The 22,283-nt window shown below is 39.6% G+C and carries 23 protein-coding genes; 22 read left to right on the top strand and 1 reads right to left on the bottom strand.

Annotated elements, in window-relative coordinates; all coding sequences use genetic code 11:
- The first annotated feature begins 108 nt into the window (after positions 1–108).
- The 8 genes from helD (at position 109) to HMPREF0877_RS09805 (ending at position 9,800) form a co-directional block, all read left to right on the top strand.
- Entirely contained in the window at positions 109–2,391 is a 2,283-nt protein-coding gene (helD, locus tag HMPREF0877_RS01995) for an RNA polymerase recycling motor HelD (RefSeq protein WP_002827497.1), read from the top strand.
- Positions 2,392–2,397: 6 nt separating this feature from the next.
- Positions 2,398–3,342, top strand: coding sequence for a type I pantothenate kinase (gene coaA, locus HMPREF0877_RS01990; protein WP_002827496.1), 945 nt, complete (start codon positions 2,398–2,400; stop codon positions 3,340–3,342).
- A 369-nt stretch (positions 3,343–3,711) separates the two neighbouring features.
- Positions 3,712–4,494, top strand: coding sequence for a LysM peptidoglycan-binding domain-containing protein (locus HMPREF0877_RS01985; RefSeq protein WP_002827495.1), 783 nt, complete (start codon positions 3,712–3,714; stop codon positions 4,492–4,494).
- A 308-nt stretch (positions 4,495–4,802) separates the two neighbouring features.
- Entirely contained in the window at positions 4,803–6,350 is a 1,548-nt protein-coding gene (locus HMPREF0877_RS01980) for an MDR family MFS transporter (RefSeq protein ID WP_040760281.1), read from the top strand.
- Positions 6,351–6,355: 5 nt separating this feature from the next.
- A complete protein-coding gene (locus tag HMPREF0877_RS01975) occupies positions 6,356–7,108 on the top strand; it encodes a DUF4811 domain-containing protein (RefSeq protein ID WP_002827493.1) in 753 nt (250 codons plus the stop codon).
- Between the two features lie 259 nt (positions 7,109–7,367).
- Positions 7,368–7,568, top strand: a complete 201-nt coding sequence (locus tag HMPREF0877_RS01970; RefSeq protein WP_040760279.1) for a cold-shock protein — start codon at positions 7,368–7,370, stop codon at positions 7,566–7,568.
- 84 nt (positions 7,569–7,652) lie between these two features.
- A complete protein-coding gene (locus HMPREF0877_RS01965; RefSeq protein ID WP_002827491.1) occupies positions 7,653–8,546 on the top strand; it encodes an RluA family pseudouridine synthase in 894 nt (297 codons plus the stop codon).
- A gap of 147 nt (positions 8,547–8,693) precedes the next feature.
- The gene (locus HMPREF0877_RS09805; RefSeq protein WP_002827490.1) at positions 8,694–9,800 is read left to right on the top strand and encodes a CAP domain-containing protein; all 1,107 of its coding nucleotides are present in this window, start codon (positions 8,694–8,696) and stop codon (positions 9,798–9,800) included.
- A 61-nt stretch (positions 9,801–9,861) separates the two neighbouring features.
- Here the strand turns inward: HMPREF0877_RS09805 and HMPREF0877_RS01955 are convergent, their stop codons facing one another.
- Positions 9,862–11,100: an aminopeptidase gene (locus tag HMPREF0877_RS01955; RefSeq protein ID WP_040760277.1), complete on the bottom strand. Its 1,239-nt coding sequence runs from the start codon at positions 11,098–11,100 to the stop codon at positions 9,862–9,864.
- Positions 11,101–11,258: 158 nt separating this feature from the next.
- Here HMPREF0877_RS01955 and HMPREF0877_RS01950 point away from each other — a divergent pair, with 158 nt between their 5' ends.
- From HMPREF0877_RS01950 to HMPREF0877_RS01885, 14 genes are all read left to right on the top strand, one after another.
- Complete coding sequence (locus tag HMPREF0877_RS01950; RefSeq protein ID WP_002827488.1) at positions 11,259–11,906, top strand: hypothetical protein; 648 nt, start codon at positions 11,259–11,261, stop codon at positions 11,904–11,906.
- A 45-nt stretch (positions 11,907–11,951) separates the two neighbouring features.
- The gene (gene msrA, locus HMPREF0877_RS01945) at positions 11,952–12,497 is read left to right on the top strand and encodes a peptide-methionine (S)-S-oxide reductase MsrA (RefSeq protein WP_002827487.1); all 546 of its coding nucleotides are present in this window, start codon (positions 11,952–11,954) and stop codon (positions 12,495–12,497) included.
- The gene (gene msrB, locus HMPREF0877_RS01940) at positions 12,484–12,921 is read left to right on the top strand and encodes a peptide-methionine (R)-S-oxide reductase MsrB (RefSeq protein WP_002827486.1); all 438 of its coding nucleotides are present in this window, start codon (positions 12,484–12,486) and stop codon (positions 12,919–12,921) included. Before msrA ends, msrB begins: the two co-directional genes overlap by 14 nt.
- 111 nt (positions 12,922–13,032) lie before the next feature.
- Positions 13,033–13,986, top strand: a complete 954-nt coding sequence (locus tag HMPREF0877_RS01935; RefSeq protein WP_002827485.1) for an NAD(P)-dependent oxidoreductase — start codon at positions 13,033–13,035, stop codon at positions 13,984–13,986.
- A 101-nt stretch (positions 13,987–14,087) separates the two neighbouring features.
- Positions 14,088–14,951 (top strand): helix-turn-helix domain-containing protein, encoded by an 864-nt coding sequence (locus HMPREF0877_RS01930; RefSeq protein ID WP_040760275.1) that lies wholly within the window; start codon positions 14,088–14,090, stop codon positions 14,949–14,951.
- Positions 14,903–15,553, top strand: coding sequence for a hypothetical protein (locus HMPREF0877_RS01925; RefSeq protein WP_002827483.1), 651 nt, complete (start codon positions 14,903–14,905; stop codon positions 15,551–15,553). Before HMPREF0877_RS01930 ends, HMPREF0877_RS01925 begins: the two co-directional genes overlap by 49 nt.
- Positions 15,554–15,675: 122 nt before the next feature.
- The gene (locus HMPREF0877_RS01920) at positions 15,676–16,629 is read left to right on the top strand and encodes a hypothetical protein (protein ID WP_002827482.1); all 954 of its coding nucleotides are present in this window, start codon (positions 15,676–15,678) and stop codon (positions 16,627–16,629) included.
- A gap of 29 nt (positions 16,630–16,658) precedes the next feature.
- Positions 16,659–16,994, top strand: coding sequence for a heavy metal-binding domain-containing protein (locus tag HMPREF0877_RS01915; protein ID WP_002827480.1), 336 nt, complete (start codon positions 16,659–16,661; stop codon positions 16,992–16,994).
- 263 nt (positions 16,995–17,257) lie between these two features.
- Positions 17,258–18,091 (top strand): LicD family protein, encoded by an 834-nt coding sequence (locus tag HMPREF0877_RS01910; RefSeq protein WP_040760271.1) that lies wholly within the window; start codon positions 17,258–17,260, stop codon positions 18,089–18,091.
- Entirely contained in the window at positions 18,084–18,953 is an 870-nt protein-coding gene (locus HMPREF0877_RS01905; protein ID WP_002827478.1) for a hypothetical protein, read from the top strand. The genes HMPREF0877_RS01910 and HMPREF0877_RS01905 overlap by 8 nt, the downstream gene beginning before the upstream one ends.
- Positions 18,954–18,968: 15 nt before the next feature.
- Entirely contained in the window at positions 18,969–20,249 is a 1,281-nt protein-coding gene (locus tag HMPREF0877_RS01900; RefSeq protein WP_002827477.1) for an ATP-binding cassette domain-containing protein, read from the top strand.
- 5 nt (positions 20,250–20,254) lie between these two features.
- Positions 20,255–21,079: an ABC transporter permease gene (locus tag HMPREF0877_RS01895; protein WP_002827476.1), complete on the top strand. Its 825-nt coding sequence runs from the start codon at positions 20,255–20,257 to the stop codon at positions 21,077–21,079.
- 11 nt (positions 21,080–21,090) lie between these two features.
- The gene (locus HMPREF0877_RS01890) at positions 21,091–21,477 is read left to right on the top strand and encodes a hypothetical protein (RefSeq protein ID WP_002827475.1); all 387 of its coding nucleotides are present in this window, start codon (positions 21,091–21,093) and stop codon (positions 21,475–21,477) included.
- A 57-nt stretch (positions 21,478–21,534) separates the two neighbouring features.
- A complete protein-coding gene (locus HMPREF0877_RS01885; RefSeq protein WP_002827474.1) occupies positions 21,535–22,272 on the top strand; it encodes a hypothetical protein in 738 nt (245 codons plus the stop codon).
- Positions 22,273–22,283 lie beyond the last annotated feature (11 nt).

Here is a 22,283-nt window from a genome sequence, read left to right as displayed (position 1 = left end):
AAACTGGGGCAAAATGCTTGTCCTGGTTTTTGTCTGTGAAAAATAACTGGCTAAACAGCTCAAAGTGGTGTAACATAGAAGCACTAATTTTTATCGGGGGAACGTAACATGACGCCGTACGACTCAGAACAAAAACGCCTAGATACTGTATTGGAAAAAATCCAGGATGCTAAGGCAAAAAATAAAATGCAACAAGCCAGCGCAGTTGAAAAGAAAGCTGACGTAGAATCGGGCTGGAAAGACGTTCGGTTTAAATCATCAACATATAGTAGCTTATTTGAGACCGCAATGTCTGTTCGTCAACAACAACAAATGTTGCAAGAACGTGAGTTGGCGATGAACTCAGCAGAACATCAAGCTGTGGTATTGGATCGTTTAACAGAACGTCCTTATTTTGCCCGCATTGATGTTCAAGAAAAAGGGACCGAAAAAGTTGATCAAATTTATATTGGCTTAGCATCATTTTCAGATGGCCCAGATAATTTTTTGATTTACGATTGGCGTGCCCCAATTTCTTCAATCTACTATGATGGTGGGTTAGGTAAAGTCACTTATGAAACCCCAGATGGTAAACAAGATGCCGAGGTTTCTTTGAAGCGTCAATTTCAGATTGAAGACGGCAAAATTGTGACAATCTTTGATACTGACGAAGCAGTTGGCGATCAAATGTTGCTCAACGCCGTATCTGGTGAGTCAACGACAAAGATGAAGTCGATTGTGACAACGATTCAAAAAGAACAAAATAAGATTATCCGTAATACAGCGGCTGATTTATTATTTGTACAAGGAGCCGCAGGTTCTGGTAAAACATCAGCTGTTTTGCAACGAGTTGCTTATTTACTATATCGTTACCGTGGTCATCTAACCTCGGGGCAGGTCGTGCTATTCTCACCAAATCAATTATTTAATGATTATATTGATCAAGTGTTACCAGAACTAGGTGAACAGAATATGGTTCAGATGACATTTTATCAATATGCATCACGCCGTTTACCTAAGTTACAATTAGAAACGTTACAAGAACGATTCGAATCACAGCCAACGGGTGCTGCAAAGAAGGTGATTGATTTAAAGGGGACGAGTGTGTACTTTAAAGCGATGCAAAAGTATGCGCAGTCATTAAATCACGCCAATATCAAATTGCGCAGTGTTAAATTCCGGGGCCATGAAATAATTAGCAAAGATAAAATTGCGGATATCTACTATTCATTTAATGATAACTATCAACTTGGAAACCGTCTGCATGCAACAAAAGAACAGTTGATGAAGATTTTGCAAGGAAAATCAGGGAATGAGGTTCACGCTGATTGGGTAGAAAATGAAGTGCAAAATTTGAGTAAGGAACAGTACGATACGATGCTACGTGATAATCCACGTGAGTTTGATTCAGACGAAGCAGAGTACAAGTTCATTGCAAAACAATTAGTGATGCGCGCCTTTACGCCGGTTATTCGTGGCGTAAATCGTAACCACTTTATTAATATCAATGAACAATTTGTTCACTTCTTAAAAACAGTACCACAGTTAATAAATTTGGCTGATTATGGTATCAGTGATGCTGAATGGCAAGCGGGTGTCAAACATACGATTGAACAAATGCGTCAAGGTATTTTACCAATGTCAGATATGACACCATATATGATGTTGTTCGATTTAATCAAGGGTAGTCGTGGCGAACGTGATATTCGTTTTGTATTTATTGATGAAATCCAAGACTATACACCGTTCCAACTGGCTTTCTTGAAGTTTAGTTTCCCAAAGGCACGGTTTACCATGTTAGGTGATTTAAATCAGGCAATTTTTACGAAAGAAAACGCAGTGAGTTTGCAAGATGAATTATCACAGTTGTTTGATCCTGAAAAGTCAGAGTATATTGAGCTAACGCAAACCTATCGTTCAACACAGCAAATCACCGATTTCTCAAAAGATATCTTGATCCAAGGTGCCCAAATTGATGCGTTTGAACGGAAGGGTGCTTTGCCAACTATCTCCGTAGTGCCAACGACAGAGGCGATGGTCACTGGTATCGTCCAACAATTAGCCAGCAATCAAGCGGCAGCTGAGACAACCGCCATCATTACGAAAACTTTGGCTGAAGCGGAAGTCGCTTATGCTGCATTACGTGATCAGGCGGATGTTACCATTATCCGAACAGAAAACCAGCGATTAGTCCCTGGTACAATTATTGTGCCAGCTTACTTAGCAAAGGGATTGGAATTTGATGCGGTTATTATGTGGGATGCTGCTACAAAGGTGTATCATGGAGATGATGAACGACAACTTGTTTACACCATTGCATCTCGTGCAATGCATCAACTAACGATATTTGCCGTTCAAGAATTGACGCCACTGTTAGCAAATGTGGCTGATAACTTATACGAGATGAGGTAGAGGGGCATGGCGACAGCACCGTTAAATTTTGCTGTTTTTAATAGAGAGGATTGGCAAAAATTAGCCAGTCAGTATGTGGTGCCAGAAAAAATTGATATGACACCGCAGACATTACAAAACATTAAGGCTTATAATGATCGCATTGTAATGGCGGATGTATTTAATATTTACGGACCATTAGTTACCTATATTAAATTACGGTATGACCAATATCGGCATGACATTGCTGAGCGGGCAGCCTTTCTTGGGCGACCAGCATCACGGGGACCGTTTATTATTGGGATTGCGGGTTCAGTTGCTGTTGGGAAGTCAACGACCGCCCGATTATTACAATATATGTTGCAATCTGCGTTCCCTGAAAAGGAGATCGCTTTAACGACGACGGATGGTTTTTTACTTTCTAATGATAAGCTAAGGGCAGCTGGCATTTTTGATCGTAAAGGCTTTCCAGAATCTTATAATATGGTAGAGTTGCTATCTTTTATGAATGCTTTGAAAGAAGGAAAGAATAAAGTTCGCTCACCAAAGTATTCTCATGAAATGTCCGATGTGCTAGCAGGTGAATATGATGAATTTGATAACCCGGATATTTTTATTATCGAGGGTATCAACACACTACAAAGTGGGGCTAATACACCAGTGTATGTGTCAGACTTCTTCGATTTATCTATTTACGTTGATGCCAAAACGGATTTGATTGAACAATGGTATGTTGAACGATTTCGTGCTTTGCTGACTGCCGCAAAAGAAAATCCAGATGACAATAGCTTTTTTGCTGAGTACACAAAAATACCTGTTGAAGAAGCTGTGGCATCTGCGGTTGATGTCTGGCATCAAGTCAACTTACCAAACTTAAATGAATATATTTTGCCAACTCGTGAGCGTGCTGACTTAGTTTTGCATAAGCAAGCCAATCATGAGATAGACACGATATGGTTACGAAAATTTTAGAAATGTTACTTTTCAAAGTGACGTTTATGTAACAAAAAGCGATAAAGACGGGGAACAACAACGTTCAACGTCTTTATTTTTTTATTTTAAGGATAATTTTAGTAATTATTTATCTAGTTAACTATCTTAATAATTCCTTTATAAATGCCTGTTTTATAGGGGTAGAAACGCTTATGTTACAAAAATGTTTCTTAAATTAGCGATATTGATTGAACAATTCAAATTCATGTAATGTTAATGTAATTTGCCAAACACTGAAATTGGTAAACTATTAATTGTCGTTGGGTAATGCCCAAGTAATCAACCTGAGTAGTCACAGGTATTAAATATAGAATTCAAACTTATCCAGTAGGAGTGTTATTAATTTTTATGAGTAAAGTGAAACAAACAGCCTTAGCAGTCGCCGGTGTTGCATCAGTCTTCGTTGCTGGTACGTCTATCGTAAACGCTGCCTCAACTTATACAGTTAAAGAAGGCGATACGTTATCAGAAGTTGCCAATAAATTTAACATGACAGTTGATGACTTGGTAAAGTCAAACAACTTGAAAGATGCCAACATGATCTTCGTTGATCAAAAGATTGAAGTGCCAGATTCACAAAGTGTTGCTGAAACTGACGTGGATGCATCTTCTGATTCTGCTGCTAACGATGCTGCATCATTAGCAATGTCACAAGCTGCCTCATCAGCTGCTGCAAGTTCTGCTGCTGCCGCATCATCAGCTGCCGCTGCTAGCTCTGCTGCTGCATCACAAGCTGCTGCTCAAAAGGCTGCTGCAAGTGAAGCTGCCGTATCAGCTGCTGCAACTTCAACAACGACAGCATCAACACAACAAGCTGCCTCAGCAACGACTTCAGTTGCATCAACTTCTTCATCATCAGCAAGCGCCTCAGCTGCTGGTGGTTCAGTTAAGGCACAATTCTTAGCTAATGGTGGTACTGAAGCTTTGTGGGATTCAGTTGTTATGCCAGAATCTGGTGGAAATCCTAATGCTGTTTCACCAAATGGTTACCAAGGTCTTGGTCAAACCAAAGAAGGTTGGGGAACAGGTAGTGTTGCTAGCCAAACTGCAGGTATGGTTAACTATGCAACATCACGTTACGGTTCAGTTCAGAACGCAACGGCTTTCCGTCAAGCTCACGGTTGGTGGTAAAAAACACTTAATGATTAATAACAGAAAAAGATTGAGCACATCATGTGTCTCAATCTTTTTTTATGGTAAAAATTTGTGAACTCATCACAAGTAGAATAGTGATAAATACTATATTTATGTAAGGGGTCTCATTATTTATATGCTTACATTAGGAAGTCAAAAAACAATTAATTAATATTAGTACTTGCCTAACTTATTGTGAACATGACTACAATCTTTGTTAAATTACTTAACAAAAAAGCTTGATTAAATTGGTTGCGAGTTTTACAATTAAAAATTGTGATTACATAAAAAATGGAGGAAAACAAATGGCACAAAATAAAAGCGTGGCCTTCGATGTGAATGGTAAGCCATTTAACCGTTCTGCCATGGTTGCCGTATTATTAATTGGAACTTTTGCTGGTGTGTTAATGCAAACATCACTGGGAACTGCTATTCCAACCTTAATGAAAGATTTTGATATTTCATTTGCGACAGCGCAACAAGCAACCACCTGGTTCCTACTAGCGAATGGGGTGATGATGCCTGTTTCGGCTTTCTTATCAACACGTATTAAATCAAAAACACTTTATAATATTGCTTATGCACTTTTAACCTTGGGAATGGCAACGACAGCCTTTACTCCCGCAGATTCAAATATGTGGTGGATGTTTTTAGCCGGTCGTATTATCACGGCCATCGCGGTTGGTGTCACAATGCCTTTGATGCAAGTGGTCATGATCAATATCTTCCCAGCAGAAGAACGTGGGGCAGCTATGGGATTAAATGGTATTGTTATCGGATTAGCCCCAGCTATTGGTCCTAGCCTTTCGGGATGGATTTTGGAAAAAGATCATTCATTCTTAGGTTTAACAATTTCTAATTCGTGGCGTACGATCTTTATTTTGCCATTGATCGTGATTGTGATTGCTTTTATTCTGTCTTTCTTCTTGGTTAAAAATGTTTTGCCGACTAAGAAAATTAAATTGGATATTTTATCATTTGTTTTGGCAATTGCTGGATTTGGTGTCTTCCTATGGGGATTCACCAACGTTGCGACAGATGGTTGGGGAGACGTGAAGTCAGTGATGACACCAATTGCAATTGGACTAATTGTTATTCTCGTCTTTATTTGGCGACAATTGAAGATGAAAGTACCATTTATGGATGTTAGTGTCTTTAAGAATCATCAATTCACAATTACAACGCTTGCCGTCATGATGACAATGATGGCGATGATGGGTGTTGAGATGATGTTGCCAACTTATCTACAAAATGTTCATGGCATGACGACCTTGGATTCAGGGTTGGTACTATTGCCAGGGGCTTTGATGATGGGTATCTTGGCCCCAATTACTGGTCGTGCATACGATCGGATTGGCGCTAAGCGTTTGTCAATTGTCGGCTTCAGTATTTTGGCATTAGGTACTTTGCCATTTATATTTATTTCTACATCAACGCCTAGTTCATTTATTACGACATTATATGCCTTGAGAATGTTTGGTGTTGTTATGGCAATGATGCCGTTAATGACAATGTCAATGTCGGTTTTGCCACCAAATGAAGCCGCCCATGCAACGGCATCTAACAACACAGCCCGTCAAGTGGCTTCATCAGTTGTTGTGGCACTTCTGACATCAGTTACCCAAAACATTATGAACAATAATGAACCAAGTAAGGCATTGCAGGCTGCTAATCCACTACAATACGGATCAGATATTTTGAATGCATCAATGAAGGGATTCCATGTCTCATTCGCCATTGGATTTGCTTTCTCAATCATTGGAATTATTTTGTCATTATTCATGCGCAGTGGTCGTGTTGAAGCATATGGCACAACTAATCATGTTGCAATTAAAAATGAAAAGGAGGACTAGACACGATGATTATTATTGTTATAGTAATACTAGCTATCCTGACTTATGTGTCATGGATTAATATTGAAAAGTTATCAACTAGAATTGTGGCAGGTCTGATTTCATTTGTGTTACTTGCAGCAGCTGTCTTGTTATTGACAGTCAATATGAATTCCCACTATGGTATGAAGAAAGTTACCACATCAACAGAAAAAACAATTTACTCAGCCGGTGGTTCAAAGTCACCAGCGGGTATGTTGATCACACAGCGTTTGGGTACGAAGGCTGATAATTATGTAATGATTTATGCCGATCGTGAAGATAGCAAAGCCAAAGCACATTTTGTTCCTAATAAGAAGAAAATAACAGAAGCGATCCATAAGCGGGCAACTTATAGGACTGCTGATGTTAAAAAAGCGACTGTTAAGACAGTTACAACACGTTGGGAATGGAAAAACGATTTCTTTAAGTGGTTGCTAGAATTTGGTGGTGAGGGACACTCGTTAGCAAAGCAAACCACGACTGTTACAGTACCTAAGAAGACTTGGGTCGTTTTGAGTGCACAGCAAGCAAAACAAGTGACAGCAAAGCAAAAGGCTGCTAGTCAAAACAAAGCGGCGGCAGCTGCGCAACAAAAGCAGATGCGTGATGCCGCTCAAGCCAAGGTCGCTGCCTACATTAAGGCGAACCCTAAGGCTAGTGCAAACGACATTGCAAATTACTCTAAAGAAGCAACTGCTGAAATGACAGCAAGTGCTATGAAACAAATGTTAAAGTAATTATGGAAAACATTTATTAAGCGATTACTGCTTAGTAAATGTTTTTTTATTATTAATTTTATTGCTTGGTATGACTGGTATAATAGACAAACATTTGATAATAATTTAGCTATCAATTAAAATGTTTGTATCATTCAGTACGGACACGTGTTATACTTAAAACATAGTTTGAAAGATTTTGTTTTATGTTTCTAAGAAATAAGGGCATCTTCGTTTTGGATTATTAATTTTTATGGCAAGATGCCAGGAGGTTTCAGACATGGAACAAGGAACAGTAAAGTGGTTTAACGCAGACAAGGGTTACGGATTTATTTCACGCGAGTCAGGTGACGATGTATTCGTACACTTCTCAGCAATCCAAACTGATGGCTTCAAGTCATTAGAAGAAGGTCAAGCTGTATCATTCGAAGTACAACAAGGTGACCGCGGTTTGCAAGCTGCTAACGTTTCAAAGTTGTAATATTAGACAACTTTAAAACAATAAAAGAGTCTGGGAAATTTCCTAGACTCTTTTATTTTGGTACATATTTATGGAGTGAGCGCAATGGCAGGATGGACAAAGAAAATAAAATTACCAGCAGATCAGCCAGCAGTTTCAATTAAAGAACAACTGACAGATTGGCGCATTCCGCGGCGGGTACGGGGAAATTTTCGAATGGCACGGCGTATCTATCTTAATGGTCAATATCAACCGACTTCAACAATTCTAAAACCATATGATGTCCTGACTTTGAATTGGTTGCCCGAAGACTTTATGACACCGGATTCACAGTATGTTCCTGATGATTCGCAATCATTGCAAGTCTTATACGAAAATGATGAGTTAATGGTTGTTAATAAACGCAAAGGGGTGAAAACACATCCTAATTCACCAGGTGAGAATGGCACAATGATGAATTTTGCTCAAGCATATTTAATGAAACAAGATAAACGGGCTTACATGGTTCATCGCTTAGACGGGCAAACGACTGGCGCGCTCATCATTGCGAAGGTACCTTATGTTGTGCCAATCCTGAATCAGATGCTACATGATAAAACAATCAAACGCACTTATTTAGCATGGGTTGATGGGCATTTAACAGATTCGACGGGGGCGATTACGTTAGCCATTGGAGATCATCCCACTAATTCTCGGTTGCGACAGATCGACGGTGCCAATGCAAAGCCAGCCATCACACACTGGACAAAGATTAAATCAGTCTATCAGCAAACGTTAGTACGTTTGCAGTTAGAGACAGGGCGCACGCATCAAATCCGTCTTCACATGGCCGCAATTGGTCATCCGTTGGTGGGGGATGATTTGTATAATCAACAATCGGCGTATGCAGACGGATTATTATTACATTCTGCTAGTGTGCAATTACCAATGCCATTTTCAAGTGAAATAAAATCGATTGGTGCCCCGTTGCCAGCTAGTTTCCCAGTAAATCTTAAGTAATTGCCCGAATTTATTAAGAAATTTCAAAATTTACCTTTAATTTGTAATGAATTTGTTAAGAAGTTCTGTTATTATTAAGAAACGTTGTAAATTAAACGGAAATTAAATGCGCATAAAAGCGTAACGGATTAAGGGGAAACTTCTTCAATGGAAATCAAGTCACACAAGAAAATGTATAAGGCAGGTAAGCAATGGGTATCAGTTGCAGTAGCAACTACTGCAGCAGGTGTTGCCTTCGTCGCTGCTAATGAGTCTGCTTCTGCAGATGTATGGCAAGCTAACCCTGTTGATCAAGTTGCAGCACAGGTATCAGCAAACGGTGGGATTAATAATTACCAAATTCAAAATGGTGATACTGTTTGGGCACTAGCTATGGCAACCAATGATTCAGTTGCTCATTTTGCATCTGTCAACGGTATTGTCAACCCAGATTTAATTATTGCTGGTCAATCATTTAATGGTGCGACTGCAGCCACAGCAACATCAGCATCTGCGGCTGCCCCAACGCAAACGGCTTATACACCAGCAGCAAGCGATTCAGCCACATCTGCTGAAAACGATGCAGCGGCATCTGAAGCGGCTGCAAGTCAAGCAGCTGCCTCATCACAAGCAGCGTCTGAAGCGTATGCTGCCTCAGTTGCTGCCAGCGTTGCTTCATCACAAGCTGCCGTTGCTTCAATGGCAGCTGCAGAGTCTCATGCAACTGCTGCTAGTGAAGCTGCTGCTAAAGCTGCAGAATCACAAGCGCTTGCTGCTGCAGCACAATCAAGTGCGGCTGCGCAATCTGCTGCTTCCGTATCATCATCAGTAGCAGCTGCTAGTGCTGCTGCAGTTGCCTCATCACAGGCAAACGCTGCCAGTCAAGTAACGGCTAACCAACAATCATCACAAACTGCGACAACGGCTACTTCATCAACAGCTGGTAATGTTGATAATGCAACTTTGAATGCATTGAAATCTTTGCGTAGTGGTATGACAACTGAATGGTCATCTGATTTGGCTGCTCAAGCCCAAGCACGCGCACAACAAATTGCTAACAATGGTGGTTCAATTCCTAGTGAACACTGGAGCAATGCCAATGAAGTTATTTCAATTGGTTTTGGTGCCGGTTCATCAGTTGTTAACGCTTGGTATAATGAAACGAACATGACGACGGCATCAGGAACTGGTCATCGCGACTGGGAGATGCGTGCAAGCTCAACCCACTTTGGTTTTGCCCAAGTTGGTAATGTTATTGTTGGTATTTCTGATTAGTGAAAAATAAAACGAGATTTGGACTTTAACATCCAAATCTCGTTTTTTAGTCATATGACGTTTATGCCCAGTTTCCTTGACGGAAAACTGGTACAAGTTGACCGTCTTGGGTGACGCCGTCAATTGTCATGTCAGCAGAGCCAATCATGAAATCAACGTGCACGATTGAATCATTTTGACCTTTCGCTTGTCGCTCAGGAACTGACAGTTGCGTACCGTTTTTAATATTTGAAGGGTAGGCAGCGCCAAGTGCTAAGTGGTCAGAAGCATTTTCATCAATTAAAGTCGTATAGAAAACAATGTCTGAGTTAGAAATCGGTGAATTATCGGGTACGAGTGATACTTCGCCAAGTGAGGCAGCGCCTGCATCAGTTTGAATCAATTGTTGTAAAACATCCTGACCAGAGGTTGCTTCAGCAGCAACTACCTGACCATCAGCGAATGTCAGCTTGATGTCTGTAATTAAGACGCCCGCATATGATAATGGCTTGGTTGATTGCACCGTGCCATCAATATGGCGGTAGTCGGGTGATGTAAAGACTTCTTCAGTCGGCATGTTTGGAACAAAACGGTTACCAGCTTTGTTGAACGATTCAGCGGCTTCCCAGACATGATCTTCCGCTAAGCCAATGGTTAAGTCGGTTTTTGCTGAATGATATTGCAAAGCTTTGAAATTTTGCTCATTTAACCAGGCTGCCTTTTCATTTAGTGTATTAATATGTTGTTGCCAGTCAGCAATCACATCATTATCTAAGGCGATGCGGTTGATTTTAAAGATTTCTTGCCAGAGTTTGTCTTGCGCTTCATCAGATGTTGCATCTGGAAAGACTTTTTGTGACCATTCCTTACCAGCTGCTGAAACAACTAACCAAGCGACATCATTATTCATGGTTGCTTGACGAACGGCAACATTGGCTTTTTGATAGGCTTGTTCATACAATGAAACACGATCGCTAGGCACATCACTGAACCCATCAGGATCACTAGATACAATTGAGATGCGTGATGTTTGATTAGCCATCAAAGATTCAGCACGTACAGATACCCAAGCTGGAATGTTCGTTAGGGTTGCCTCACTGGCATGTTTCAAAAATTCACGCTTTAGCATTGTATCTTGCCATTCGACGATTACTTGGTTAGCACCTAACTGATAAGCTGCCTCCATGATACGGTGAACCAGTTCAGCCTGGTCGATTTCAGCATAGATAATGATATCCTGACCTGGCTTAACATTGACACCGACACTGGTAATTAAATCAGCGTACTTACTTAATAATTGATCGAAATTTTTAATTGCCATAATTTTTTCTCCGTTTTCTAAGATAAGCTTCATTTTACAGGAAATAACGATTTCGTGAAACCGTAACTTAATAATTGTAAGCAATGTTAACGGAATGAATTGTTGGTCAATTGTAAATCATGATATAATGCAACAAATACTTATTGAAGGAGTATAACATGAGTCGAAAAAGAATAATGTTATCTGTGTTTGGGCTCGTCGTGCTCATTATTGCTGGTTACGCGGCCATGATGTGGTTTAGCGATGATCAAACTTATTCGCGAGAATTAAATAAAGCCCGGGATGCAGTTGCCGTCCAAGATTGGGAGACAGCTAGAAAGCATTATCAAGCATCACGTAAGGTTCGTGTTTCGGTTGAAAATCGAACTGCTAGTGAACAATTAACTGATTTAGAACGGGCAGATGCAGCTATAAAAAAGCAAAATTGGCAATCAGCCCAAAGTTTGTATCAGCGGGCAATTGATACCGATGGTGGGGTTGCCCTATTAAAAAAGGCCGCTAAAACAAATCAACGTTTTGTGACAGCCAAGCAAGATACTGGTAAGTATCAAGCATCGGCCTCATCCTTGCAAAAATCTGTTGATAAAAAGGATAGTGAACTCAAGGCATTACAGAAACAAATGAGTGAGTCAACAGCTTCAGCTCTGGCAGCCCAGAGTTCAGCTTCTCAAGCAATTGCTGATGCGAAGGCAACGGCAGATTCTGCGAACAAACAAGCCTCATCGGCAGCATCTGCTTCACAAAAAGCAGCTGATGATGCGAAGAAGTCGTCATCAAGTTCAAGTAGTAAAGACGATGAAAAGTAAAAAATGGGGTTAACGGTGTATCCTATAATTAAGGGGGTATGATAAATGACAATGCAAACAGCTATTTTTGCCGGTGGATGTTTTTGGTGTATGGTTGAACCATTTGAAAATCTACCAGGTATTGAAAAAGTTCGCTCAGGCTATACAGGGGGTACAGTTGCTAATCCAACCTACGATGAAGTAGCTGCCCACATGACAGGTCACACAGAAGCAGTCAAAATTTGGTTTGATGATGATATTGTTTCATATGAATCTTTGGTTGAACTTTATTGGCAATTAGCCGATCCAACTGATGCGATGGGACAGTTCGCTGATCGTGGTGATACCTATCGCCCGGTTATTTTTGTGAAAGATGATGGCCAACGCCAAATTGCGACTGCTTCTAAACAAGCGTTAGCAGCATCAGGTCGTTTTGATCAACCAATTGTGACAACGATTGAAGATGCCAAACCATTTTATGATGCTGAAGAAGAGCATCAACAATTTTATAAGAAAAATCCATTACGTGAAATGTTAATGATGATACCGAGAAAAAAGTATCAGCACAAGTATTGGTCAGATAAGGAGGACACCAGCCATGGCAAAGCCTAATGAGACAGATTTACGTGATCGATTAACATCAGAGCAATATGCGGTCACACAAGAAGCGGCAACGGAAGCACCGTTCAATAATCAGTATGATGATTGGTTTGAAGACGGTATCTATGTCGATATCGTCAGCGGTGAACCACTGTTTAGCTCCTTAGACAAATATGATGCTGGTTGTGGTTGGCCGTCATTTACTAAGCCAATTGATAAAAAATCTGTGAAGCGGCATCTCGACACCTCGCATGGTATGTATCGAACAGAGGTCAAGTCAACTGATGCCGACTCACATTTGGGGCATGTGTTTACCGATGGACCGATTGCAGCAGGTGGGTTACGCTATTGTATCAACTCGGCTGCGTTAAAATTTATTCCGGTTGCTGACTTGGCAGCGCAAGGATATGGCGAATACGAATCGTTATTCAAATAAGAATGATTATTCAGTTAAACAGTGAGCAACTGTGTTAAAACCACTTTCATGGGTATCGTCATGAAGGTGGTTTTTGACTCGTGATTAATTTGAGAAGTGAGGGATTGAAAGATGACAGAGTTATTGTTGGCTGTTCAGCCATTGACTGAACAAGAATCAACTATTTTGATTAATCAGGGCATTGAGATTGTAACCCCAGAACTAGTGACATACGAACAATTAAAAAATGTCACCATTAGTTATGGATGGTCGCCAGAGCTCGGCAATCGTATTTTGGCTGAATCAGATAATCAACTTCGCTGGGTCCAATATCAAGGAGCAGGGGTTGATTTATTACCATTAGCAGCCTTTGCGGAACGACAAATTTTGGTGACGAATGCCAGTGGGGTGAAAGCACCACAAATTGCCCAAACCGTGGTGAGTTATTTAATGCATTTTGCACGAGGATTGCATGTTTATCAGGAACAACATCTTTGGCACGAATATGAAGATCAATATACGTTAGATGAGTTACCAACAGTCATTTTCGGTACAGGTAAAATTGGTCAAAAAATTGCCTCTTATTTATCACCATATGGTATGCCCATTTATGGTGTGAACTCATCCGGTAAACAAGTACCTGGTTTTGACAAAGTGTTTGCGCTGAATGATTTATTGTCTGTCTGGCCAGAAGGTATTCAAGTCATTATCAACACCTTGCCTGATACACCAGCAACCCATCATTACTTTAATTCGCAAAATCATAAAATTTGGGGCGAACTCTTTTTGTTGGTTAATGTCGGTCGAGGTGGTACGGTTGATGAAAAAGAACTGATTGCTTCGTTGCAGTCAGGACGAATTCGTTATGCGGCACTCGATGTGACGGAGGTGGAACCGGTGCCTGCCGATTCGATGCTTTGGCAACAACGTAATCTCATTTTGACACAACACACTTCTTGGGCAAATCATACTTATCCGGAACGACGCTCGGGGGATGTTTTCCGCATTTTATCAACCAATCTATCAGCTTATCTTAATCATGAGCCATTAATTGAGAATGTGGTGGATCTAACCAAGGGCTACTAAGAGTGACTTTATTTTTTTCGTTAGGTAAAAAACTAGCGAAATTAAATTTTTAAATCAAGTATGATTGTCTTATGACTAACTAAATGGAGAGAGCGAACAAAATGAATTGGTTACTTTCAAAAAAAGATGAGGAACGATTGGCGCTACATCAGTATCTAATCACACATCATAGTAAGACTTTTCTGATTAAAGATTTGATAAAGGCAATGAACTGGTCTAGATATCTCGTTTTGCAAGCTGTGCAACAGCTAAATGTTGATTATCAAGCCATTACCAAATCATCGCAAACCTTCATTACGATTGCTGACGCCAATCGCACAATGACCTTGCATAATTTACAGTTAATCAGTGTGGGTGCGTTAAAGGGGTATTATTTACGACAATCGTTAAAATTTGAACTCCTGCTGGATGTTTTTTTAGAAGATGTCCATTCTAATGAAACCATTGCTTTCCGCCATTCATCTAGTACCACGGTTGTGCGAACAATGAAAGAAGAAGTGCGTGATCAACTATTATTGCAAGGCATTAATATTGCCGATAATTATAAGTTAGTTGGCGATGAACGCCAAATTCGCACGATGATGGTTGAACAAATCTATATTGCTTTTGCAAATGAACAGTTACCATTTAGTGCGGCAACCCTAAATTATGTGAAACAAGTTCAGCATGATGTCATTCCATTACTCACAAAACGAGCAACCATCAAACGTGTGTTGGAAATTACGATTGGTGTGTGGCATACTCGTGTGTCAAATCATCATCATATTCAACCAACCGATGAAAACTTGCTTCGACCAACTGAACAGTTACAGTGTCCAACGAAGCACTTAATGGGGAAATTTGCATCCTATTTAAAATTCCGATTAGATCCTGAAGATGATTGGGTTGAGGACGAATTACGTTACGGTGTTGCCGTTTGTTACGCGCTGGGCATTGGCATACACAAGACTATCTATCTGATTTAACCGATGAAAATCAAGAAAAAGTTGATTGGGCAATTCAACGAATTGGGCGAGCTTATGGTCATTACTTTATGAAACAATTGCCGGAAGAGCAAAAACAAGCAATCAAAGATTTAATGGGACCAGCGTTGATTCGTTTATGTTATTTTCCACCATATGATATTCAACCATTGCCAGATATCGATTTTCAGATGAAAACATATCCGATTCATACGGCATTTACGAAGCAAGTGGTTCACATTTTTACGAGGCGTTTTGATTATGATGAACAACAATTGATGTCGATATTATTCAACCCTTTGCTTAACGCCTTTATTAAGGTATTTGATGTTCGTGAAATTTTCCCATTAATCACGGTGACAATAGATTTGATTGACATGCCAGCCTTAGAGAATTATTTGACCCAAATGGTCGCACAATGGGATACATTGAATCTGCGCATTACGAATCAATTGACGAAGAAAACAGATTTTTACCTTTCTAATGTGATGATCAGTGAAAAAATACCTGGTTTTGCTTGGCAGTCAATCCCAGAGTGGTCGGAACAGTTGGCATTACGGCAACAAATGATTGATCTAACAACTCGTAGGTTCTACAAATTGTAATACATAAGTATTATAATTGGTGATTAATCCACACTTTTGTTACAATTGTATTAAATCATTATATCTAAAGAGGGATATGGTGTGATGATTTCAATGGAGCAGTTGCAAGAGGAGGGAAAATCATGAATAAAACAGTTGTCGTCGGCACTGCCGTTGTGGTTATCGTGGCAGCCGCTGGTGGGGGAACATATGCCGTTTTGCATACGCCAAAACGACAGTTTGCATCTAATCTCGTAAAGATGACCAAAAGCAATGATAATGTTGCAGATTTTCGCGTAACAGCTAGTGGCACGGGGGATGATACTGGCAGTGCTAGTGGTACACTGAAGGCAGATGCGCAGAATGAAAATAATCTGGCGGTACATTTAAAAGTAAATGATAAAAATACGCCGGAAACAATGAATATTAAAATGGATAAAAAACATGTTTATGTTTCTGCAGATATCCTGACCAGTTCAGTGAAGGCATATGGTTCAAAAGGACTGACTAAAGTGACAAAGTCATTGGATAAGTATTGGCTGGATGCTTCACATAGTGTGTCATTAGAAGACACGTATAGTCCCATTAAGACGAAAGAAGTCCGGTCAGATGCAACCAGTGTTACGGAATGGTTTAAAGATTTAGATAGTAGTAAGTTCAAAAAGGTGTCTAATGGTTATCAAGTTAACTTGAATAAAGCTGATATGAAGAGTTTGATGACGAAGATTTCAAAGACAAAGTCAGGTAAAGAACTTTCAAAGTCAGAATGGAAAGAAGCAAAATCATCACTTGATCCAGTGAAAAACTTCAAGCTCAAATTAACTGTTGGTGACAAGGGCAAGTCATTTGGAATTGATTTTTCGGTAAAAGAAAACAATCGCAAAGAACGTTTGACCTTTAAAGTCAACACAAAGCGTGACAATAACTTGAAGGTAAAAATGCCGGCAAAGTCATTGATTAAAACTGAGTCACAGCTGACAGCATTGTTGCAAGACAAGATGTTGGATTATTATAGTGATCAAATTGGTTCAACAATTGATGAATTTAATTCATCAACAGATAGCTCATCAACAAGTGATGATATCTTGGATGCGTAGTCAATAGTGATAAATACGGAGGAATGTGTATGTCTGAAAAAGTATTAGTAGTGACCACAGAAACCATTGCGGGCTACCATGTTGTGGAAACAATGGGTGAAGTATTTGGGCTAACCACACGTTCACGTAACGTGGTATCAAGTGTCGGTCAATCATTAAAGACCATTGTTGGTGGTGAAATCAAAGGCTATACCAAGTTACAAGATACGGCCCGTGATGAAGCCATTGATCGATTAAAGACAGCCGCTGCCGAAGTAGATGCGAATGCCGTTTTGATGATGCGCTTTGATTCATCATCAGGTGCTATTGGCGATTCCGTCGCTGCATATGGTACAGCTGTTAAAATTGAAAAAGATATTGATTAATTTGTAAAGAATATGACAACACCAGTGACTAAAGCCATTGGCGTTTTTTAGTGCGAAAAAATGGCCGAAACCCTTGTAAACAGGCACTGGTTTCTAGTTGCGTATAAAATGAAATTGAGATAAACTTAAAACGTTATTATTTATTTTTACAATTTATTTCCTATTTTATGGGTATTGTCACGATTGTAAAAATTTTCGAGATCAAAAGATAATTAATGTTGATGGGCATCAACATTAATCGATGCAAAGATTGGGGTAAAAAAATGGGCGAACAATTAAAATATTTAACTGTACCTGAGGTGCAGAAAATCATGTTAGCTATTTTGGCTGACATGATTAAATATTTTAATGAACATAATTACCACTATGTCTTAACCGGAGGTAGTGCATTAGGAGCGGTTCGTCATCATGGTTTTATTCCGTGGGATGATGACGCGGATGTTGCATTACCACGCGTTGAGTACGAACGGTTTATTCGTGAATATCGACCAAGCAATTCGCAGTATGAATTGTTAACACCATATAATACTGAAAATTGGCTTTACGCATATGCCCGGGTGAGTGATACACAGACCCAAGCCAGTGGTAAATGGGCAATGGTTAATAACGGTGTTTATGTTGATGTTTTTCCAATCGACGCGGTACCCAAATCTAAGGCTGGACAAAAAATGGCCTATTATCGCATGAAGTATCTAGACGTTATGCGTAATTCGACCCGGCGAATTGCTATTTCAAAGCAAGAGCCCGGTTGGTGGCTGAAACCCTTGTTGATCAAATATGCACAACGCCATACGACTGGTTGGTGGGTGCAACGGATGGATAAATTGGCTCAAAAGATGAACCAACAGCAGGTCGATCGTTCGAATATATATAGCTTGTATATTGTTCAGGGCTTAAATAAGACGAGGGAAAATTTTCCGTTAGCCATTTATCAGCATCGGCAACAAGTACCGTTTGAAAATTTGACTGTATACATACCGGCAGCCAGTCAGGTCTATTTGACACAGATGTATGATAACTGGCAGGCTTTGCCACCAAAAAATAAACAAAAAACGCACGCCCGTTTCTATTATAAAGGAGTAGAAGTACATGATTAGTTTATACATACTACTCATCGCTAGTATTGTCGCCATCTTTGGCTTATTTGTAACTATTTTTGCACACGTTAAAAAAATCGATCGTTCAAAACGCATGGGTCATTTTTTTCTGACTTTTGGTGTGATTGTCGCTTTATTTGCGGGCTTTTCAATCAATAAAGAAAAAGAAGCTCATCAAGCAGCTGAAGACCATCAAAAAAGAATTCAAGCAGAACAAATTTATGATGCTGAATTGATTCATTTGAGTGCTAAAAAAGTAACTATTAAAGATGGCGAAGCCAAAGTAACTATTCATGTGTCAAAAAATACAGCGGTGAAGATATACAGTAATCATGAACAACTGCATGACTTAGAGTATAAGCCTAATAATAGTAAAAAAGATATCAAAATCACTTTTGTCATGCCAGGTAAGTACACGGTAAAAGCGACACGAGGGCAAAATCGGATTATCAAGCATATTACGGTAAGTAAAGACAATCATAAAAAGGTGACGGCATCAACTAGTACAAGTTCCTCATCGAGTGAAGTTGTAGAAGAAACATCTAGTGAGCCAGTTGTGGACGATTCGGCAGTGTCTGAAGAAACAAGCACAGAAGAAACCGTTGTCGATCCTGCCTTAGCTGATAGTGCTGCGACCGATACAACAACGACTGATGTCACACCATCGTATGACTACACACCAACTTGGACACCAGATACTTCATCAGGGACAACGACCACGACACCAGCAACCGGGGCGGGTACAACGACCGGTGATGGTTCAGCTGATACTGGTACTCAAGGAAGTGATTCAACGAGTGGCACTGGAGAATCAACAAGTACATCGGATGCAACTGGTGATAGTAGTAATACAGCACAATGAAGATAGGTTAGAAAAATGGTTGAAAAAAAAGTAACCGTTGCAGCAAATCACGTCACAAAACGATTTGATTTGGCTGAACGACAATCAGATAAAGTAAAAGCTGTCTTCAAGTTTTGGGGCAAAGGCATTCCTAATTTCTGGGCAGTAAAAGGGGTCTCTTTTGAAGCACATGCCGGTGAAACGATTGGTGTGATTGGAACGAATGGATCGGGTAAATCAACACTGCTAGAAATGGTGGCTGGTTTGACTCAACCAACTAGTGGTCACATGACCATTAATGGTTCGACATCAATTATTGCGATTGGGGCAGGAATGCGTCCGCAATTAACGGGTCGCGCAAACATTCGTTTAAAAGCCTTGATGCAGGGGATGACAGAAAAAGAAATTGACGCCAAGATGGATGACATCATTGAGTTTTCTGAATTAGGTGATTTTATTGATCAACCCGTGAAATCTTATTCATCAGGTATGAAGTCAAAATTAGGCTTTGCGATTTCAGTGTATTCAGATGCTGATATTGTCATTATTGATGAGGCTTTATCAGTTGGTGATCCAACTTTTACGCAAAAGTCAATGGAACGGACAAAGCGTTTTAAAGAAGAAGGCAAGACGATTTTCTTCGTGTCACATTCGGCGGCACAAATGCGGCAAATGGCAGATCGTGTGATTTGGATGCATTATGGTGATATTCGGATGGATGGTCCTTTTGATAAAGTTATGCCAGAGTATGAACGTTTCTTGAAGCGGTTTAATCGTTTTTCAGAAAATGAGCGCTTAGCTTATCAAAAGCGTTATAAGGATGCGCAAAAAACATTTACGTTGGCACACTTAAAGCAATTGGAACGTAATCGTCAGATGTTGCTTGATCCTTCGACCGCTTTAAAGCGACAAAAAGAAGATGAGCATGCCTTTACTGAGGGTAGTGAAAAGATGGGCTGGTTCACACGGGCCTTTTTGCTAGTGATTACGATATTAACAGTCGGCTTGATGAACAAACAGTTGTTAAATATGTCATGGGCAAATGTAATGGCACACCCAACGCATTTAATTACGAATTTTGCACCATCAAAATTGGCGCAACTTGATCAGCGACATGGTCGGACGGGGTCACCTAAACCAGCTGAGACGCCAGTCTATACTGCAACGCAAAATACGTACACTGTAAAAGATGGGGAAACCCTCGTTGGGATTGCTGAAAAAGCAAATATTTCGGTTGAAGCCATCATGCAAGCAAATCATATGACAGATCAAGTGGTTAATCCAGGGCAAGTAATTATTTTGCCGGTTGAGAGGTAGTTATTGTGAAAGATATTTGGAAAATTTTTAAAGAACTAGTAAAGAGTTGGCCAGTGGTTCAACGAATTGCTCGTTACAATAATGACCAAGTTTACCGTCAAAATTATCTGGGGGATTTTTGGCACTTTGCTGATCCAGCATTGCAAATTGGTGTCATGATTCTCATGTTTGCGGTTCGTGGTGGTGGTGATAAGAGTAATCCACATGCAACAGGCCTTGCAGGTTATATTGCCTGGATTGCTTTAGGAATGGTCACTTATTTTTTCATGCAGTCAGCGATGCAGAAGTCCGCAAAGAGTATTCAATCACAGATTAATATGTTATCACGCATGAAATTTTCATTGTCAGCAATTCCCATGACTGAAATTGTGACTGAGTTACGACGTTATTTTGTGATGTTAGGAATGGCATTTTTTGCACTATTGTTTGTGAATGTTAAACCATCCATTTATTGGCTACAATTCTTTTACTATTTTTTTGCGATGATCATATTTTTATATACGCTATCGTTAGTAACTTCAACGGTTACAGTATTAGTACCCGATTTCTATAATGCATATGTAGCAGTATTACGGGTTAGTATGTGGGTTTCTGGTGTAATTATTCCAGTAGATAGTCCCAGTTTTCCAGTGTTATTATCGAATATTTTAAAAATTAATCCATTATATTATATTATCCAAGGTTTTAGAGAAACCTTGATGGAAAGGCCAATCTGGTTTTGGCATAATATAACTGCTAACATGGTATTCTGGGGGATTGTAATCATCCTACTAATCATCGGTGCACATATCCACATGCGTTTTCGCAATCGTTTCATGGACTTTGTATAAAGGAAGACAAAATGAAAAAGAAATTAGGCATTATTCAAGTATTAGCGATTTTAATTATTGGAATCATGATTGGTGCATTTGCTGAACGGAGTCATGTGTTTGGTTATGCGGATAACACTCCAATTATTCCGAACGGGACTTATAAAACAACTAGTACAAATGCATGGAAGAAAATAACATTGAATAATAATAATTTTAAATCTGAGGCAAATGAGAGTGTTATCGTTGATAATAGATATACTAATAGGAAGAACGGACGCTTAGTTATCACGGGTAAAAGAAGTGGTACAAGGGCTTGGGCATATTATGTTACAAAAATTAAAGAGGGATGGCAGGTAAGTCCAATTATAAATGGGAAACCAGATCATAATTCGGATTTTATTATATATGCTAACTAACTTACTAAAACCAGACTTGTTGTTCTGGATACATATAAAAAATAGAGGGACATTCATATGGAAAATCATGTAAAAGTCATAATTGATAAGTTAGATGCTTCTGAAATTAATAGGATTAAGCAATATGTTGCCAATCTGCGTCAACTAATTGGTTCCGACTTATCATTAACAATTTTGGATCCACGTTATAAGGGTGACTATAATCAGTTGATTAATAGCTATGAACAACTTGCAGTTGATTTTCCTGATGTACAAATCAATAGCTTTTATGTTTCACAATATTTACAAAGTGAGCGACGTGACAACGTCAATCAGTTTACGACAGACTACATTGGTGATCAGAAATTTACGGTTGAGAAGAAAGACAGCCAACGGCTCTTCATGCAAAATGGTGAAGTCAGAATTGCCATTATCACAAACCAAGCTGGAAAAGTGACAGCGGTTGACTTTGCGAAACCAGGTCAAAAAAGACCACATCAACGGGTATCTGTGAATTCTTCTGGCAATATTCAAGTACTTCGTCATTTTGATGAGAAAACACATTTGCCAGTGTTAGATGAATATCTAGACACTGATTTAAATACACAAATGCTGGTCCACTTTGATGAGCGTGGATTGCGTGCAGATTATCAGTTAGTTGGTTGGGATGAGCCAGTTGTCTATAGCGAAGTTGATTTGTATGAACAATGGTTTAATCGGGTAATTCAGCCAGATGACTATGTGATTAGCCTAAATCGCCATTATGATGTCTTGTTTGAAGATAAGCACGACGTAACAAAAGTCTTTCTGATGTAGTAACTAGGTGG

Origin of the sequence: Weissella paramesenteroides ATCC 33313, assembly GCF_000160575.1 — a bacterium.
Taxonomy (GTDB): domain Bacteria; phylum Bacillota; class Bacilli; order Lactobacillales; family Lactobacillaceae; genus Weissella; species Weissella paramesenteroides.
This window is presented reverse-complemented; position numbering and strand designations above follow the sequence as displayed.

What these genes read in the sequence shown, in the direction of transcription:
- helD (WP_002827497.1), top strand. Translation starts at nt 109, where the DNA reads ATGACGCCGTACGACTCAGAACAAAAACGCCTAGATACTGTATTGGAA.
- coaA (WP_002827496.1), top strand. Translation starts at nt 2,398, where the DNA reads ATGGCGACAGCACCGTTAAATTTTGCTGTTTTTAATAGAGAGGATTGG.
- HMPREF0877_RS01985 (WP_002827495.1), top strand. Translation starts at nt 3,712, where the DNA reads ATGAGTAAAGTGAAACAAACAGCCTTAGCAGTCGCCGGTGTTGCATCA.
- HMPREF0877_RS01980 (WP_040760281.1), top strand. Translation starts at nt 4,803, where the DNA reads ATGGCACAAAATAAAAGCGTGGCCTTCGATGTGAATGGTAAGCCATTT.
- HMPREF0877_RS01975 (WP_002827493.1), top strand. Translation starts at nt 6,356, where the DNA reads ATGATTATTATTGTTATAGTAATACTAGCTATCCTGACTTATGTGTCA.
- HMPREF0877_RS01970 (WP_040760279.1), top strand. Translation starts at nt 7,368, where the DNA reads ATGGAACAAGGAACAGTAAAGTGGTTTAACGCAGACAAGGGTTACGGA.
- HMPREF0877_RS01965 (WP_002827491.1), top strand. Translation starts at nt 7,653, where the DNA reads ATGGCAGGATGGACAAAGAAAATAAAATTACCAGCAGATCAGCCAGCA.
- HMPREF0877_RS09805 (WP_002827490.1), top strand. Translation starts at nt 8,694, where the DNA reads ATGGAAATCAAGTCACACAAGAAAATGTATAAGGCAGGTAAGCAATGG.
- HMPREF0877_RS01955 (WP_040760277.1), bottom strand. Translation starts at nt 11,100, where the DNA reads ATGGCAATTAAAAATTTCGATCAATTATTAAGTAAGTACGCTGATTTA.
- HMPREF0877_RS01950 (WP_002827488.1), top strand. Translation starts at nt 11,259, where the DNA reads ATGAGTCGAAAAAGAATAATGTTATCTGTGTTTGGGCTCGTCGTGCTC.
- msrA (WP_002827487.1), top strand. Translation starts at nt 11,952, where the DNA reads ATGACAATGCAAACAGCTATTTTTGCCGGTGGATGTTTTTGGTGTATG.
- msrB (WP_002827486.1), top strand. Translation starts at nt 12,484, where the DNA reads ATGGCAAAGCCTAATGAGACAGATTTACGTGATCGATTAACATCAGAG.
- HMPREF0877_RS01935 (WP_002827485.1), top strand. Translation starts at nt 13,033, where the DNA reads ATGACAGAGTTATTGTTGGCTGTTCAGCCATTGACTGAACAAGAATCA.
- HMPREF0877_RS01930 (WP_040760275.1), top strand. Translation starts at nt 14,088, where the DNA reads ATGAATTGGTTACTTTCAAAAAAAGATGAGGAACGATTGGCGCTACAT.
- HMPREF0877_RS01920 (WP_002827482.1), top strand. Translation starts at nt 15,676, where the DNA reads ATGAATAAAACAGTTGTCGTCGGCACTGCCGTTGTGGTTATCGTGGCA.
- HMPREF0877_RS01915 (WP_002827480.1), top strand. Translation starts at nt 16,659, where the DNA reads ATGTCTGAAAAAGTATTAGTAGTGACCACAGAAACCATTGCGGGCTAC.
- HMPREF0877_RS01910 (WP_040760271.1), top strand. Translation starts at nt 17,258, where the DNA reads ATGGGCGAACAATTAAAATATTTAACTGTACCTGAGGTGCAGAAAATC.
- HMPREF0877_RS01905 (WP_002827478.1), top strand. Translation starts at nt 18,084, where the DNA reads ATGATTAGTTTATACATACTACTCATCGCTAGTATTGTCGCCATCTTT.
- HMPREF0877_RS01900 (WP_002827477.1), top strand. Translation starts at nt 18,969, where the DNA reads ATGGTTGAAAAAAAAGTAACCGTTGCAGCAAATCACGTCACAAAACGA.
- HMPREF0877_RS01890 (WP_002827475.1), top strand. Translation starts at nt 21,091, where the DNA reads ATGAAAAAGAAATTAGGCATTATTCAAGTATTAGCGATTTTAATTATT.
- HMPREF0877_RS01885 (WP_002827474.1), top strand. Translation starts at nt 21,535, where the DNA reads ATGGAAAATCATGTAAAAGTCATAATTGATAAGTTAGATGCTTCTGAA.